The following is a 15,569-nucleotide window of genomic DNA, read 5'->3' on the forward strand; positions in this document are numbered from 1 at the left end:
CGAATAGCGGCGAACTATAGCACCGCTGACAGCCCCGCCCCAAGGCCGGGCAAGCAGTCGTTCAGCCCAGGGACAGGCTTTGGTGGTATTCACTGCAACAATCGAGGAGGTGAGGGTTTTCATCATTGCGCGTATAATCGTCGCCCTTTCATCAGGCATTGCTTTTTCGACATGAGCCAATCCAGCGAGCTGATCCAATCCGCCCAACGCACTCTGCGCCTGGAACTCGAGGCCGTAGAGGCCCTTTTGGCGCGCATCGACGACAATTTCGTCAAAGCCTGCGAACTGATTCTGACCAGCAAGGGCCGGGTCGTCGTGGTCGGCATGGGCAAGTCCGGGCACATCGGCAACAAGATCGCCGCGACCCTGGCCAGCACCGGCACACCGGCGTTTTTCGTGCATCCGGCCGAAGCCAGCCATGGCGACATGGGCATGATCACCCGTGATGATGTCATCCTTGCGCTGTCGAACTCCGGCAGCACCGCCGAAATCGTCACCCTGCTGCCGTTCATCAAACGCCTTGGCATCAAGCTGATCAGCCTGACCGGCAACCCGGACTCGCCGCTGGCCCAGGCCGCCGAGGTCAACCTTGACGCACGTGTCGCACAAGAGGCCTGCCCGCTGAACCTGGCCCCCACCTCCTCCACCACGGCAGCGCTGGTACTGGGCGACGCCTTGGCCATCGCCTTGCTCGAAGCCCGCGGCTTCACCGCCGAGGACTTCGCCTTCTCGCACCCGGGAGGCGCGCTGGGCCGCCGCCTGCTGCTGAAGGTCGAGAACGTGATGCACGCCGGCGACGATCTACCTCAAGTATCACGCGGCACCCTGCTCAAGGACGCGCTGCTGGAAATGTCCCACAAAGGTTTGGGCATGACCGTGATCGTCGAAGCCGATGGCAAACTGGCCGGGATCTTCACCGACGGTGACCTGCGCCGCAGCCTGGACCGCAATATCGATGTGCATACCACCCTGATCGACCAGGTCATGACCGTTCATGGCAAGACTGCGCGTGCCGACATGCTCGCCGCCGAAGCCCTGAAGATAATGGAAGACCACAAGATCAACGCCCTGGTGGTGGTGGACCGTGAAGACCGCCCGACCGGCGCCCTGAACATGCATGACCTGCTGCGCGCCGGCGTAATGTAAAGGAGCGATGGAATGAACCAGGACCTCATGCAACGCGGCAAAGGCATCAAGCTGGCAGTCTTCGACGTGGACGGCGTGCTCACCGACGGGCGCCTGTACTTCCTCGAGGATGGCAGCGAATTCAAGACGTTCAATACCCTCGACGGCCAGGGCATCAAGATGCTCATGGCCTCGGGCGTGACCACCGCGATCATCAGCGGGCGCAAGACCCCCGTGGTCGAACGCCGGGCCAGTAACCTCGGCATCCCGCACCTCTACCAAGGCCGGGAGGACAAATTGGTGGTGCTTGACGGCCTGCTCGCCGAACTGGGCCTAAGCTATGATCAAGTGGCTTACCTGGGCGACGACCTGCCCGACCTGCCGGTGATTCGCCGAGTGGCTCTGGGCATGGCCGTAGCCAACGCCGCACCGTTCGTACGCCAGCACGCCCACGGCGTGACCCAGGCACGTGGCGGCGAAGGCGCGGCCCGTGAATTCTGCGAATTGATCATGCAGGCCCAGGGCACCCTGGACGCTGCCAACGCCAACTACCTGTAAGGCTGCCCATGCTCAGCAAGAAAGCCCGAAACATTGTGCTGCTCGGGGCGATAGCCGCCCTGTTGGTAGCCATTGGCTACTGGAATGTCAGCCCGGAAAGCTTCCTCGACAAGCCCGTGGCCCAAGTCGACGAAAGCGCCATCGATTACTACGCGATCAACGCCCACAGCGTGCAGTTCCTGCCCGACGGCAAGCTGCAATACGAAATGACCGCCGACAGAATCGAACACCTCAAGACCAGCGAAGTCACCCAGGTGACCACACCGGACCTGCACCTGTACCGCGGCACCGAGTACCCGTGGCATGTGCAGAGCACGCGCGCCGAGGTCAATCCTGACGGTACCGAGGTCGAACTGATCGACAAGGTACGGATTGCCCGCACCGATGAAAGGCAGCGTGAAACCATCATTACCAGCTCACGCATGACCGTGTTCCCGCAGAAGCAATATGCGCAGACCGAGCAAGCCGTTAGAATCGACGGCGCCGGAGGCACCACTACGGGCAAAGGCATGAAAGCGTATTTGAAAGAAGGCAAGATGGACTTGCTCTCTAACGTAAGAGGACAGTATGAGGCTCGTTAAAACCCTCCCCCTTTTGCTCAGCCTGAGCGCAGCACTGGGAAGCGCGAGCGCCCTCGCCCTGCCGAACGACCGTGACCAGCCTATCCGCATCCAGGCCGACAACGCTCACCTGGATGACAAACAAGGCGTGGCCACTTACACCGGCGACGTGATCATCACTCAGGGTTCGATGATGATCAAAGGCAACACCGTGACCATTACCCGCTCCGCCTCTGGCGATATCGACGTAGTGACCTCGGTGGGCAACCTGGCCTACTTCGAGCAGCAGCAGAGCGCAGCCAAGCCGGACAAGATGAAAGGCTGGGGCGTAACCATCCAGTACCAGTCGCAGAAGGACTTGGTCATTCTCACCGACCGCGCCAAGGTCGAGAGCGAAGGCAATACCACCGAAGGCGAAAAGATCGTCTACAACACTCAGACCCAGGTGGCGACCGCCGGCCGTGGTGGCAATGTGACAACACCCCGTCAGCGCATCGACATGGTGATCCAGCCCAAGAAGAAGGCCGAGTAAATGGCAACCCTCAAAGCCCAGCACCTGGCAAAGAGCTACAAGGGGCGGCAGGTAGTACGTGATGTCAGCCTGTCTATCGACAGCGGCCAGATCGTCGGCCTGCTCGGCCCCAACGGCGCCGGCAAGACCACCTGCTTCTACATGATTGTCGGGCTGGTCCAGGCCGAACAGGGCCGCGTACTGATCGACAACCTCGATGTCAGCCACCAGCCCATGCACGGCCGCGCTCGCGCCGGTATCGGCTACCTGCCGCAGGAAGCCTCGATCTTCCGCAAGCTGTCGGTCGCCGACAACATCATGGCCATCCTCGAGACCCGCAAGGACCTCGACCGGGACGGCCGCCGCAAAGAGCTGGAAAGCCTGCTGCAGGAGTTCCACATCAGCCACATCCGGGACAACCTCGGCATGAGCCTGTCCGGTGGTGAACGCCGCCGCGTCGAAATTGCGCGCGCCCTGGCGACCGCACCCAAGTTCATCCTGCTGGACGAACCGTTCGCCGGTGTCGACCCGATTTCGGTCGGCGACATCAAGCAGATCATCCACCACCTCAAGGCCAAAGGTATCGGCGTACTGATTACCGACCACAACGTGCGTGAAACCCTGGATATCTGCGAAACCGCTTATATCGTCAACGATGGCCGATTGATCGCCGAAGGCGACGCTGAAACCATCCTGGCAAACGACTTGGTCAAAGAAGTTTACCTGGGCCACGAGTTCCGCCTCTGACCCGGCACGCGCCTGAAGTACTGGCAAACAGCCCTGAGACTGCGGGTAAAGTTGTTACGGTACTCTAGGCAAACGCTACAATTTAAGGCATAAAACTTGCTTGATCTGGCGCTTCGGCGCCCTCGTGTAGTGGATGGCGCATGCGCGCCGGCGAACAAGGTATTAAGCCCCTGCCATGAAACCATCGCTCGTCCTAAAAATGGGCCAGCAACTGACGATGACACCTCAGTTGCAACAGGCCATCCGCCTGCTCCAGCTCTCTACCCTGGACCTCCAACAGGAAATCCAGGAAGCGCTGGAGTCGAACCCGATGCTCGAACGTCAGGAAGACGGCGAAGACTTCGACAACAGCGACCCGATGGCCGACAACGCCGAGAACAAGCCGGCCGCCGAAGTTCAGGACAACAGCTTCCAGGAAAGCACCGTCAGCGCCGACAACCTGGAAGACGGTGAGTGGAGCGAGCGCATCCCCAACGAGCTCCCGGTCGATACGGCCTGGGAAGACATCTACCAGACCAGCGCCAGCAGCCTGCCGAGCAACGATGATGACGAATGGGACTTCACCACGCGCACATCGGCCGGCGAAAGCCTGCAAAGCCACCTGCTGTGGCAGTTGAACCTGGCGCCGATGTCCGACACCGACCGCTTGATTGCCGTGACCCTGATCGACAGCATCAACGGCCAGGGCTACCTGGAAGACACACTCGAAGAAATCTGCGCCGGTTTCGACCCGGAGCTGGATATCGAGCTGGACGAGGTCGAAGCAGTACTGCACCGCATCCAGCAGTTCGAGCCGGCTGGCGTCGGCGCCCGCAATCTGGGCGAATGCCTGTTGCTGCAACTGCGCCAACTGCCCGCTACAACCCCGTGGATGACCGAAGCCAAGCGCCTGGTCACCGATTTCATCGACCTGCTCGGCAGCCGTGACTACAGCCAGCTGATGCGGCGGATGAAAATCAAGGAAGACGAGCTGCGCCAGGTCATCGAACTGGTGCAAAGCCTTAACCCGCGCCCTGGTTCGCAGATCGAGTCCAGCGAGCCCGAGTACGTGGTGCCCGACGTCATCGTGCGCAAGGACAGCGACCGTTGGCTGGTAGAACTGAACCAGGAAGCCATCCCACGCCTGCGCGTCAACCCACAATACGCCGGCTTCGTGCGCCGTGCCGACACCAGCGCCGACAACACCTTCATGCGCAACCAGCTGCAGGAAGCGCGCTGGTTCATCAAGAGCCTGCAAAGCCGTAACGAAACCCTGATGAAAGTTGCCACGCAGATCGTCGAGCACCAGCGCGGCTTCCTCGACCACGGCGACGAAGCGATGAAGCCGTTGGTACTGCATGACATTGCCGAAGCCGTAGGCATGCACGAATCGACCATCTCGCGGGTTACCACGCAGAAATACATGCACACCCCGCGTGGCATCTACGAACTGAAATACTTTTTCTCCAGCCATGTCAGCACCTCCGAAGGCGGAGAATGCTCGTCCACGGCGATCCGCGCGATCATCAAGAAACTGGTTGCGGCGGAAAATCAGAAAAAGCCATTGAGTGACAGCAAGATCGCTGGTTTACTGGAGGCACAAGGCATCCAGGTAGCCCGTCGCACCGTCGCCAAGTACCGCGAGTCCCTCGGCATCGCACCGTCGAGCGAACGCAAGCGACTGATGTAGCCCCTGAGATGTGCCACAGCGTTTTCGTGGCAGGTGCAAGACCTGCCTCTTTATGCACGGGCAACAAAGGAGAAGCTGTATGCAAGTCAATATCAGTGGACAGCATGTAGAAGTCACCCAGCCACTGCGCGATTACGTGCTTGAAAAGCTCGCCCGCGTGGAGAGTCACTTCGACAAGATCACCAACGTGCAGGTAATCATGAAAGTCGAGAAGCTTCAGCAGAAGGTCGAGGCGACCCTGCAGATTCCCGGCGGCGAAGTGGTAGCCAACGCCGAACACGAAGACATGTATGCAGCGATCGACGCCTTGGCCGACAAGCTCGACCGCCAACTGAAAAAACACAAGGAAAAACAGCAAAGCCTGCTGCAAGGTGCAGCTGCCCGCTGATCCCCCTCATCCATGATCCGACTTGAAACCATCCTGACCCCCGGCCGTTCCCTCGTGAACGTGCCGGGCGGCAGCAAGAAGCGCGCCCTGGAAAAGGTCGCCACTGTCATCGCCGACCAAGTGCCAGAACTGGAGATGCAGGACGTCTTCGAAAAACTGGTAGCCCGGGAAAAGCTCGGTTCTACCGGTTTTGGCAATGGCATCGCCATCCCGCACTGCCGGCTTGAAGGATGCTCTGCGCCAGTCAGCGCCCTGCTGCACCTGGAAGCGCCTATCGATTACGACGCCATCGATGGCGCGCCGGTGGACCTGCTGTTTGTGCTGCTGGTGCCCGAAGCGGCCACCGATGCCCACCTTGAACTTCTGCGTCAGATCGCCAGCATGCTCGATCGCAAGGAGGTCCGTGATCGACTGCGTGCGGCCACCAGCAACGAGGCCCTGTTCCAGGTTGTCCTGGACGTACAGAACGAGCACTGAACATGCGCCTGATCATCGTCAGCGGCCGGTCCGGCTCCGGCAAGAGCACCGCCCTCGATGTCCTGGAAGACAGCGGTTTCTATTGCATCGACAATCTGCCAGCCGGGCTATTGCCGCAGTTGGCGGAAAATGCACTGATCAACACCGAATTGCTGCAGCCCAAGGTGGCGGTTTCGATCGACGCACGCAACCTGCCCAGTCACCTGATGCGTTTTCCCGAGCTGCTTGAAGAAGCCCGCGCACGGCACATCCAGTGCGACGTGTTGTACCTGGATGCCGATGAAGAGGTCCTTCTCAAGCGTTTCTCGGAAACCCGCAGGCGGCACCCCCTGACCAACGCCAACCGCTCGCTCGCGGAAGCGATCCGCGTGGAAAGCGATTTGTTGGGCCCCATTGCCGACCTGGCCGACCTGAAGATCGACACCACCAACCTGAACCTGTACCAGTTGCGTGACTCGATCAAACTGCGTCTGCTCAACCAACCCGAGCCTGGCACAGCGTTTCTGGTCGAGTCGTTCGGGTTCAAACGGGGCATGCCGGTCGACGCCGACCTGGTTTTTGACGTGCGCTGCCTGCCCAACCCCTACTGGAAACCAGAACTGCGTGAGCACTCAGGTCTCGATCAACCCGTGATCGACTACCTGGCCGCACAACCGGATGTCGAAGACATGTACAACGACATCTCCAGCTACCTGCTCAAATGGTTGCCCCGCTTCGCTGCCAGCAACCGCGCCTACGTAACCATTGCCATCGGCTGCACTGGCGGCCATCACCGTTCGGTGTACATCACCGAGCGCCTTGGTCAACAGCTGCAGCAAACCCTGAAAAACGTCCAGGTCCGTCATCGCGACCTCTAGCCCAAGGATCCACCCCTGATGCCCGCCCGCGAAATCACCATCATCAACAAGCTGGGTCTGCATGCCCGGGCGGCAGCCAAGTTCGTCGGTGTGGCCGGCCGCTTCCCCTGCCAGGTACGGGTGGGTCGCGCCCCGGACAAGCTGGTGGATGGCAAGAGCATCATGGCGGTGATGATGCTGGCCGCAGGCAAAGGCACCCAGGTGCACCTGCATACCGAGGGTGAGCAGGACAACGACGCCATGGATGCACTGGTCGAACTGATCAACAATTTCTTTGACGAAGGCGAATAGGCCTCGCAAACCTGCGCTTGCACAAGATCAGGACATCGCGGTATCCATCACCATCATCAGACAGAAGCCTGTACACAGCCCAAGACTGGCCAGACGATGATGGCCGTTGCTGCGCGATTCGGGGATGATTTCCTGGGTGACCACCAGCAACATCGCCCCTGCTGCACAGGCCAGCCCCAGCGGCAGCAGCAGTTCGGCAACATTCACCAGCCAGGCACAGATCAACGCCGCCACCGGCTCGACCAAGCCTGAGGCTGCGCCGATCAGGAAGGCCTTGAAGCGCGGCATGCCCGCCCCTGCCAGCACCAGCGCGATCACCAGCCCCTCAGGCACATCCTGCAAGGCAATGCCCATGGCCAGGCTGTCGGCGTCGGCCATACCTCCCCCGGCCGACACACCAATGGCCATACCTTCGGGGATGTTGTGGGCAATGATGGCAATCACGAACAGCCAGATGCGCGCTGCAATCACCGGCTGGTTTGCTGTGCCCACCAACGCTTCAGGCGAAGCCCAGGATACCTTGAGGTCGACCAGGAACAGGCACAACGCCCCGAACATCAGGCCAAAACTGACCAGGCCACCTGCCCCCCAAGGGCTGAAGCCAATAGACTGAGCCGCCGCCAGGCCCGGCATGATCAGGGAAAACGCGGTGGCCGCCAGCATCACGCCAGCACCGAAGCCCAACAGCGTATCCGCCAGCGCCACGGGCATATTGCGAATGACCAGTACCGGTACTGCGCCCAGTGCCGTACCCAGCGCGCATAAAGCACCGCCCTCCAGGGCGCGCAGCATGCGCGGATCGAGGTCTAGCCAGGCGAGGCCCCGTGCCACCAGTAACGCGGCGCCAGCCAGCAAAAGCAAAGTCCCAAGCGCCAGGCGGAACAGGCGCACACTGCTGACAGACATCACCTCAGAGCGCATACCGGTCCGACTCACTTCAGGGCTTCAAGGTAACGACGTTCAACTTCCACCCAGTCAATGACGTTGTAGAAGGCACCGATGTATTCCGGACGACGGTTCTGGTACTTGAGGTAGTAAGCGTGCTCCCACACGTCCAGGCCCAGGATCGGCGCATTGCCGTGCATCAGCGGGCTGTCCTGGTTGCCGCTACTCTCCACCACCAACGTTTTTTGCGGCGTGACGCTGAGCCAGGCCCAACCGCTGCCGAAGCGGGTCAACGCGGCTTTGGTGAAAGCCTCCTTGAAAGCCTCGAAGCCGCCAAGTTGTGCTGTGACGGCTTGCGCCAGCTGGCCCACAGGCTCGCCACCGCCCTGAGGTGACATGACAGTCCAGAACAGGCTGTGGTTGGCGTGACCGCCACCGTGGTTGGTCACAGCGCCACGCAGGTTCTCCGGCAGTTGCTTGACGGCAGCGACCAGTTTTTCCACCGGCCATTCGGCCCACTCGGTACCTTCGAGGGCGGCATTGAGGCTGTTCACGTAGGTCTGGTGATGCTTGGTGTGGTGGATTTCCATTGTCTGGGCATCAATGTGTGGTTCCAGCGCATCGTAGGCGTATGGCAATGCAGGCAAGGTATGGGGCATGTCAGTGAATTCCGTAGGCATGGGTTCTGGGTGCCACATCCGGTTGGGCAGCGAGCTCGCTGGCCCCGGCGCTGTGGCGGTTGAGCAAGCGCTCGGTACGCGGGTACTGGCCATACTCGGCAATGAAACTCAGCAGCTCGGTGTAAGTGCGCGCACTGTGGCGCAGGGCGGCATCACGCAGTGCCTGAGGCAGGCGCGCTTCCTGGCAGGCCTGCAGCAGTCGCTGATGAGCCGCGCACAGATAGTCGGCACTTTCATGCGGCTGGTTAAGGCGCAGGTGCAGGTCAGCCAGGTTGTGGTGGGCGATGACGAATGCAGCCACCGCTTCATCCACGTCATGCCAGCGCTCGAACAGCACCTGGGCCAACGCCAAGGCCTGCAGGTAGTGTTCCCGGGCGTCCACCAGTTCGCCTTGTTCGAATAGGCGGTTGGCGGTTTCCGTGGTGCGTTTCCAGTGCTGCATGGTTGTCTCCTGGGCGGTGACGCAGTGTCAGATACCGCCGGCGGTGAGTTTTTCCGGGTCCAGCAGCGCTTCAAGCTGGTCGCGGGACAGGTCGGTGTGCTCCAGCGCCACATCGATGATTGGACGACCCTGCTTGTAGGCGGTCTTGGCGATTTCGGCGGCCTTGAGGTAGCCGATGATCGGATTCAACGCCGTGACCAGAATCGGGTTGCGCGCGAGCGCTTCCTTGAGTTTGTCTTCGTTGACCTTGAAGCTGGCGATGGCTTTGTCGGCCAGCAAGCGGCTGACATTGGCCATCAGCTCGATGCTTTCCAGCAGGTTGCGGGCGATTACCGGCAGCATCACGTTCAGCTCGAAGTTACCGGCTTGGCCTGCGACGGCGATGGTCGCGTCGTTGCCAATCACTTGGGCGGCGACCATGGCAGTGGCCTCCGGGATCACCGGGTTGACCTTGCCTGGCATGATCGAAGAGCCCGGCTGCAGAGCTTGCAGCTCAATTTCGCCCAGACCGGCCAGCGGGCCGGAGTTCATCCAGCGCAGATCGTTGGCGATTTTCATCAACGCCACCGCGGTGGTCTTGAGCTGGCCAGACAAAGCCACGGCAGTGTCCTGCGAGCCGATCAGTGCGAACAGGTTCTGGCCGGGCGTGAACTCGACCTTGGTCAGGCCACTGAGCTGACGAGCGAAACCGACAGCGAACTGCGGATGGGCATTGATGCCGGTACCCACGGCGGTTCCGCCCTGGGCCAGCGCCTGCAAGTGCGGCAGCACACCTTCGATGTGCGACTTGGCAGCATTGATCTGCGCAGCCCAGCCATCCAGCACCTGGCTCATGCGCACGGGCATCGCGTCCATCAGGTGAGTACGACCGGTCTTCACGAACTGATGTACTTGTGCCGACTTGACCTCGATCACCTGTACCAGGTGCGCCAGGGCTGGCAGCAACTGCTCGTGCAGGGCCAACGCGGCGCTGACATGGATGGTGGTCGGAATGATGTCATTGCTGCTCTGGCCACAGTTGACGTGGTCATTGGCATTGACCGCCTCACCCAGTACATGGGTAGCCAAGGTGGCGATCACCTCATTGGCGTTCATGTTCGAACTGGTGCCAGAGCCTGTCTGGAACACATCCACCGGGAAGTGCTGGATGAAGTCCTCGGCCAGCAATTGCTCGACAGCCTTGACGATAGCCTGGCCCTGCCCGGCAGACAGTTGCTCCAGTTCGACGTTGGCCTTGGCCGCAGCGGCCTTGGCCAGCAACAAGGCACGAATGAACTGGGCCGGCATACGCTGGCCGCTGATCGGGAAGTTGTCGACCGCGCGCTGGGTCTGGGCGCCATAGAGGGCCTGGGCCGGCACCTGCAGCTCACCCATGCTGTCACGCTCGATACGGGTATCACTCATCATCAAATCCTTGCATCAGTTCATCGGGAGAAATCGAAGGCAGCAGACGGCAATTGGCCAGCTGCAGGGCGTAGGGTTGCCAGCGTTGGTTCTGTTCCTGGCGGTCGAGGTTGCGCAGGTCCAACAGAGGACGCCAGGCCTGGTCCAGGCACAGACAACGCCAATGCCAGGGGAGCATGCGATCGCAGGCGGTATCCAGCAGCAGGCGAAACGCTGTCAGCGCCACCGTCCATGGCGAGGTTTCGGTGCAGCACACCAGATAGCGGCCTTCGGCCAGGTAATGCTCGATCAGGCGCGGCTCGTCGGGGTCGAGCGCACAGCGAATGCGCCGGCTGAGCCAGCGCCAGTTTTCCAGGTAGGGCAGTTCGCGGAGGACGGATTTCATGAACATCATCGCCGAGTTACTGGATAATGATATTCATTATTAAGTGATAAACAGAATCACTTCAAGAAAAAAGGTGATGAAATAAAAACCCGGCGCGAGGGCCGGGTCTTCGGATTTGCAGAGAAAGGTGTAGTGCTGTGTAGGCCTCTTCGCGGGTAAACCCGCTCCTACAGCGGCCTGTGTCCCCGCCCCGATGTGCGTCTACCACCGTGTAGGAGCGGATGGATCCGCGCTAGGGCCGGCGCAGGCTAAAGATCAGCTACCAGCAACGGTCATCCGCTCGATCAACACCGAGCCCGTATGAATATTGCTACGGGTTTCAAGATCGCTGCCAATCGCGACAATCTGTTGGAACATGTCCTTCATGTTTCCGGCGATGGTAACTTCCTGTACGGCATGCTGAATCTCGCCATTCTCGACCCAGAACCCCGCCGCACCACGGGAATAGTCCCCCGTCACCATGTTCAAGCCATGCCCCATCAGTTCGGTCACCAGCAGCCCGCGCCCCATGCGGCGAATCAGCGCGGCCTGATCTTCGACACCGTGGCTGACGAACAGGTTGTGCACACCACCAGAATTGGCGGTACTCGGCAAACCCAGCTTGCGCCCCGAATAGGTACCCAGCAAGTACGACACCAGCTCGCCTTTGTCGACAAACGGTTTGGCATAGGTGGCCAGGCCATCACCGTCGAAGGCGGCGCTGCCCAACGCGCGCGGAATATGCGGGCGTTCGTCGAGGGTCAGCCAGGAAGGGAACAGGCGCTGGCCAATGGTACCCTCCAGGAACGACGACTTGCGGTACAGGTTGCCGCCGGAAATGGCCGACAGGAAGCTGCCGAACAGGCCACCGGCCAATTCGGCCGAAAACAGCACCGGTACCTCGCAAGTCGGCACCGGCCGGGCGCCAAGGCGGCTGGCGGCACGCTGGGCAGCGCGCAGGCCGATGCTGCTCGGGTCGGCCAGCAGGTTGCCCTGGCGGTTCACGTCGTACCAGTAGTCACGCTGCATCTGCCCGTCGCCTTCGGCAATCATCACGCAGCTCAGGCTGTGCCGGGTCGAGGCGTAACCACCGATGAACCCATGGCTGTTGCCATACACGCGGCAGCCCTGATGGGTATTGAGGGTGGTGCCATCGGCGTTGAGGATGCGCGGGTCGGCGTCGAACGCCGCCGCCTCGCAGGCCAGGGCCATTTCGATGGCCTTCTCGGGCTCGATATCCCAGTCGTGGTACAGGTCCAGATCCGGGATTTCACGCGCCATCAGCGCTGCGTCGGCCAAGCCCGAGCATTCATCCTCGGAGGTATGCCTGGCAATTGCCAACGCTGCAGTGACGGTCTCGCGAATCGCCTCCGGCCCACTGGCCGAGGTGCTGGCCGAACCTTTGCGCTGGCCAACATAAAGGGTGATACCAAAGCCTTGGTCGCGGTTGAACTCGACCGTTTCGACCTCACGCTGGCGTACGGTGGTGGACAGCCCTTGCTCCAGCGACACCGCCACTTCGCAGGCACTGGCCCCCTGACGACGCGCCTCGGCGATGATCGCCTCGACCTGTTCCTGCAATGCTGGCAGGTCTTTCGGACCTACGCTCTGGACTGCACTCATGGTTCTCTCCACTCAAATTCTGCGTACGGCTTGGGGTCATTCTACGACCGGGCCGGACAAGCGGCCCCCGACTGGTTATCATGGCGGCGATTTCTAGCGGACTGCCACCATGGTTGATTCAAACGACGACGCCTTCGACGGCGAAAAAAGCAAAACCCAGATCAAGCGCGAACTGCATGCGCTGGTCGAACTCGGCGAGCGGCTTACCACCCTCAAGGCCGATACCTTGGCGCGCCTGCCTTTGACCGACGAGCTGCGCAAGGCACTGGCCGAGGCCAGCAAGCACACCGCTCATGGCGCCCGTAAACGCCACATGTCGTTCGTCGGCAAGCTCATGCGCGTGCAAGACCTCGATGCCATCCACGCCTTGCTCGAACAGATGGACAGCTCGACTCGCCAGTACAACGAACGTTTCCACAGCCTGGAGCGCTGGCGTGACCGGTTGATCGACGGTAACGACGAAGACCTCGAGCGCTTCGTCAACGAGTACCCCGACACCGACCGCCAGCAGCTGCGCTCGCTGGTGCGCCATGCCCAGCACGAGAAGGCGCGGAACAAGCCGCCTGCCGCCGCGCGCAAGGTGTTCAAGTACATCCGCGACCTCGACGAGTTGCAGCGCGGGTTGCGCTGACGGACTGGGGCCTTGTAGGAGCGGGCGTGCCCGCTCCTACAATGGCTCCCGAAGCCATCAAGCCCCGGTACCGCCCACGGTAATCGCATCCAGTTTCAAGGTAGGCTGCCCCACCCCAACCGGCACCGACTGCCCGTCCTTGCCGCACGTCCCTACTCCGCTGTCCAGTGCCAGGTCGTTACCGACCATCGAAACCCGGCTCATCGCCTCGGGACCATTGCCGATCAGGGTTGCGCCCTTCACTGGCGCGGTAATCTTGCCGTCTTCGATCAAGTAGGCCTCACTGGTGGAGAACACGAACTTGCCGCTGGTGATATCCACCTGCCCACCACCGAGGTTGGCGCAGTAGATACCCTTCTTCACCGACGCAATAATCTCCTGTGGGTCGCTTTCGCCGGCTCGCATGTAGGTGTTGGTCATGCGTGGCATCGGCAGGTGCGCGTAGGATTCACGGCGGCCGTTGCCGGTCACAGCCATGCCCATCAGGCGCGCGTTCAGCTTGTCCTGCATGTACCCCTTGAGCACGCCATTCTCGATCAGCGTGGTGCATTCGGTCGGGGTGCCTTCGTCATCCACGCTCAGAGAACCACGGCGGCCTTCAAGGGTGCCATCGTCGACGATGGTGCACAGGCTCGACGCCACTTTCTCGCCAATGCGGCCACTGAACGCCGAACTGCCCTTGCGGTTGAAGTCGCCTTCCAGGCCATGGCCGACGGCCTCGTGCAACAGCACGCCCGACCAGCCCGAGCCCAACACTACCGGCAAGGTACCGGCCGGTGCCGGGATCGCTTCCAGATTCACCAGGGCCTGGCGCAAGGCCTCGCGGGCATAGCCCATCACCCGCTCCTCGGTGAAGTAGCGGTAATCGGTACGCCCGCCACCGCCCTGCCCACCGCGTTCACGACGGCCGTTCTGCTCGACGATGACGCTGACATTGAAGCGCACCAGCGGGCGTACGTCGGCAGCCAGGCTGCCATCGGCCGCGGCAATCAGAATGCGTTCCCAGACCCCGGCCATGCTCACGCTGACTTGCTGAATGCGCGGGTCCAGGGCACGGGTGGCGGCATCGACACGCTTAAGCAGCTCGACCTTTTCGGCACGGCTGAGCACGTCCAGCGGGTTGTCCGCGGTATACAGAGCGGCCACTTCCTGGCTGCGGAAGGCTTGCACCGTGCCGTTTTGCCCGGCACGGGAAATCGAACGGGCGGCACGGGCTGCCGAGGTCAGCGCTTCAAGGTTGATCGCGTTGCTGTAGGCGAAGCCGGTTTTTTCGCCGGACTGGGCACGCACGCCCACGCCCTGGTCGAGGTTGAAGCTGCCCTCTTTGACGATACCGTCCTCCAGCGCCCAGGTTTCCGAGATCTGGCCCTGGAAATACAGGTCGGCGGCGTCGATGCCGGGGCCAGCCAACTCACCCAGCACGCTCTGCAGGCTGTCCAGGGTCAAGCCGCCTGGGGCCAGGAGCTGCTCACTGACGGTGGATAACATCTGGCTCATAGTCACTCCGAGGTATGCGCAGGTCGCAACGCGCCCTGCGAAAAAAAGCGCCGGTGCGATACCACCGGCATGCGCGCCCGAATGGACGCTTGTTCTTCAATGTCGCGCTCGGCAAGCAGTACCGCTTCACCTTGCGCCTGTTCTGCGAGAATGCGCCCCCAAGGGTCGACGATCGCCGCATGGCCATGGGTTTCCCGTGGGCCAGGATGGGCGCCGCCCTGTGCCGCAGCCAGCAGGTAACACTGGGTTTCGATGGCCCGGGCACGCACCAGCACCTCCCAATGTGCTGCGCCGGTCACTGCGGTAAAAGCTGCTGGCGCGGTGATCAGCTCCGCGCCGGCAGCGCGCAGCGCGCTGTACAGTTCGGGAAAGCGCAGGTCGTAACACACGCTCAGCCCCAGCCGCCCGACCGGCGTATCAGCCACCACCACCTGAGCACCCTGCGCGTAGTCATCCGACTCGCGGTAACGGCCCCGGTTGTCGGCCACATCCACATCAAACAAGTGCAGCTTGTCATACCTTGCCGCCACCTCGCCGTGTTCATCGACCAGCAGCGAGCACGCATGGGCCTTGGCATCGGGCTGGCCGAACGGTGGCAAGGGCAAAGTACCGGCAACAATCCATAACTTGAGGTCGCGGGCGGTGCGTTTCAACCACGGCAGAATGGGCCCTTCCCCCAAGGCTTCGGCACGGCCGATGGCAGCAGCGTCCTTGCGCCCCATGGCGGCAAAGTTTTCCGGCAGCACCGCCAACCGTGCGCCGCCCAATGCGGCCTGCTCCAACAGGGCACCGGCACGCTGCAGGTTGGTCTGCACGTCGTCCTGGCTGACCATCTGGATTACCGCTGCCTTCATGGGTAC

19 protein-coding genes are annotated in these 15,569 nt (G+C 61.6%); 11 read left to right on the plus strand and 8 right to left on the minus strand.

Annotation, left to right across the window (positions count from 1 at the left end; translation table 11 throughout):
• Window positions 1-171: 171 nt before the first annotated feature.
• The 10 genes from V6093_RS12835 to V6093_RS12880 all read left to right on the plus strand — a co-directional run bounded on the left by V6093_RS12835 (window position 172) and on the right by V6093_RS12880 (window position 7,183).
• Window positions 172-1,146, plus strand: coding sequence for an SIS domain-containing protein (locus V6093_RS12835; RefSeq protein WP_003255128.1), 975 nt, complete (start codon window positions 172-174; stop codon window positions 1,144-1,146).
• 12 nt (window positions 1,147-1,158) lie between these two features.
• A complete protein-coding gene (locus tag V6093_RS12840; RefSeq protein WP_003255129.1) occupies window positions 1,159-1,683 on the plus strand; it encodes an HAD family hydrolase in 525 nt (174 codons plus the stop codon).
• 8 nt (window positions 1,684-1,691) lie between these two features.
• Window positions 1,692-2,264, plus strand: coding sequence for an LPS export ABC transporter periplasmic protein LptC (gene lptC / locus V6093_RS12845; protein ID WP_003255130.1), 573 nt, complete (start codon window positions 1,692-1,694; stop codon window positions 2,262-2,264).
• Window positions 2,251-2,775 (plus strand): lipopolysaccharide transport periplasmic protein LptA, encoded by a 525-nt coding sequence (gene lptA, locus V6093_RS12850; protein WP_003255131.1) that lies wholly within the window; start codon window positions 2,251-2,253, stop codon window positions 2,773-2,775. The genes lptC and lptA overlap by 14 nt, the downstream gene beginning before the upstream one ends.
• A complete protein-coding gene (gene lptB / locus V6093_RS12855) occupies window positions 2,776-3,501 on the plus strand; it encodes an LPS export ABC transporter ATP-binding protein (RefSeq protein WP_003255132.1) in 726 nt (241 codons plus the stop codon). It begins immediately after the preceding gene.
• A gap of 175 nt (window positions 3,502-3,676) precedes the next feature.
• Window positions 3,677-5,170: an RNA polymerase factor sigma-54 gene (locus V6093_RS12860; RefSeq protein ID WP_003255133.1), complete on the plus strand. Its 1,494-nt coding sequence runs from the start codon at window positions 3,677-3,679 to the stop codon at window positions 5,168-5,170.
• 79 nt (window positions 5,171-5,249) lie between these two features.
• On the plus strand, window positions 5,250-5,558 hold the full coding sequence (gene hpf, locus V6093_RS12865) for a ribosome hibernation-promoting factor, HPF/YfiA family (protein WP_003255135.1): 309 nt from the start codon (window positions 5,250-5,252) through the stop codon (window positions 5,556-5,558).
• A gap of 12 nt (window positions 5,559-5,570) precedes the next feature.
• Window positions 5,571-6,035, plus strand: coding sequence for a PTS IIA-like nitrogen regulatory protein PtsN (gene ptsN, locus V6093_RS12870; RefSeq protein WP_003255137.1), 465 nt, complete (start codon window positions 5,571-5,573; stop codon window positions 6,033-6,035).
• A gap of 2 nt (window positions 6,036-6,037) precedes the next feature.
• Complete coding sequence (gene rapZ / locus V6093_RS12875) at window positions 6,038-6,892, plus strand: RNase adapter RapZ (protein ID WP_003255139.1); 855 nt, start codon at window positions 6,038-6,040, stop codon at window positions 6,890-6,892.
• A gap of 18 nt (window positions 6,893-6,910) precedes the next feature.
• Complete coding sequence (locus tag V6093_RS12880) at window positions 6,911-7,183, plus strand: HPr family phosphocarrier protein (RefSeq protein WP_003255140.1); 273 nt, start codon at window positions 6,911-6,913, stop codon at window positions 7,181-7,183.
• A gap of 27 nt (window positions 7,184-7,210) precedes the next feature.
• Here the strand turns inward: V6093_RS12880 and V6093_RS12885 are convergent, their stop codons facing one another.
• The 6 genes from V6093_RS12885 to pmbA all read right to left on the minus strand — a co-directional run bounded on the left by V6093_RS12885 (window position 7,211) and on the right by pmbA (window position 12,581).
• Window positions 7,211-8,104, minus strand: a complete 894-nt coding sequence (locus V6093_RS12885) for a ZIP family metal transporter (RefSeq protein WP_003255142.1) — start codon at window positions 8,102-8,104, stop codon at window positions 7,211-7,213.
• 11 nt (window positions 8,105-8,115) lie between these two features.
• Window positions 8,116-8,727: a superoxide dismutase gene (locus tag V6093_RS12890; protein ID WP_047604997.1), complete on the minus strand. Its 612-nt coding sequence runs from the start codon at window positions 8,725-8,727 to the stop codon at window positions 8,116-8,118.
• 1 nt (window position 8,728) lies between these two features.
• Window positions 8,729-9,190, minus strand: a complete 462-nt coding sequence (locus V6093_RS12895) for a hypothetical protein (RefSeq protein WP_019750558.1) — start codon at window positions 9,188-9,190, stop codon at window positions 8,729-8,731.
• A gap of 27 nt (window positions 9,191-9,217) precedes the next feature.
• Window positions 9,218-10,594: a lyase family protein gene (locus V6093_RS12900; RefSeq protein WP_104886642.1), complete on the minus strand. Its 1,377-nt coding sequence runs from the start codon at window positions 10,592-10,594 to the stop codon at window positions 9,218-9,220.
• Entirely contained in the window at window positions 10,587-10,988 is a 402-nt protein-coding gene (locus V6093_RS12905) for a hypothetical protein (RefSeq protein WP_012051310.1), read from the minus strand. The genes V6093_RS12900 and V6093_RS12905 overlap by 8 nt, the downstream gene beginning before the upstream one ends.
• Window positions 10,989-11,234: 246 nt before the next feature.
• Window positions 11,235-12,581, minus strand: a complete 1,347-nt coding sequence (gene pmbA, locus V6093_RS12910) for a metalloprotease PmbA (RefSeq protein ID WP_265978171.1) — start codon at window positions 12,579-12,581, stop codon at window positions 11,235-11,237.
• A 109-nt stretch (window positions 12,582-12,690) separates the two neighbouring features.
• Here pmbA and yjgA point away from each other — a divergent pair, with 109 nt between their 5' ends.
• A complete protein-coding gene (yjgA, locus tag V6093_RS12915; RefSeq protein ID WP_003255152.1) occupies window positions 12,691-13,212 on the plus strand; it encodes a ribosome biogenesis factor YjgA in 522 nt (173 codons plus the stop codon).
• Between the two features lie 57 nt (window positions 13,213-13,269).
• On the opposite strand, the gene tldD is transcribed toward yjgA, so the two are convergent.
• Both tldD and V6093_RS12925 read right to left on the minus strand, forming a co-directional pair.
• Window positions 13,270-14,709, minus strand: a complete 1,440-nt coding sequence (gene tldD / locus V6093_RS12920; protein WP_003255154.1) for a metalloprotease TldD — start codon at window positions 14,707-14,709, stop codon at window positions 13,270-13,272.
• Between the two features lie 2 nt (window positions 14,710-14,711).
• Complete coding sequence (locus V6093_RS12925) at window positions 14,712-15,563, minus strand: carbon-nitrogen hydrolase family protein (RefSeq protein ID WP_012051308.1); 852 nt, start codon at window positions 15,561-15,563, stop codon at window positions 14,712-14,714.
• Between the last annotated feature and the right edge of the window lie 6 nt (window positions 15,564-15,569).

It is taken from the genome of Pseudomonas putida group bacterium ESBL64 (assembly GCF_045277175.1).
Taxonomy (GTDB): domain Bacteria; phylum Pseudomonadota; class Gammaproteobacteria; order Pseudomonadales; family Pseudomonadaceae; genus Aquipseudomonas; species Aquipseudomonas alloputida.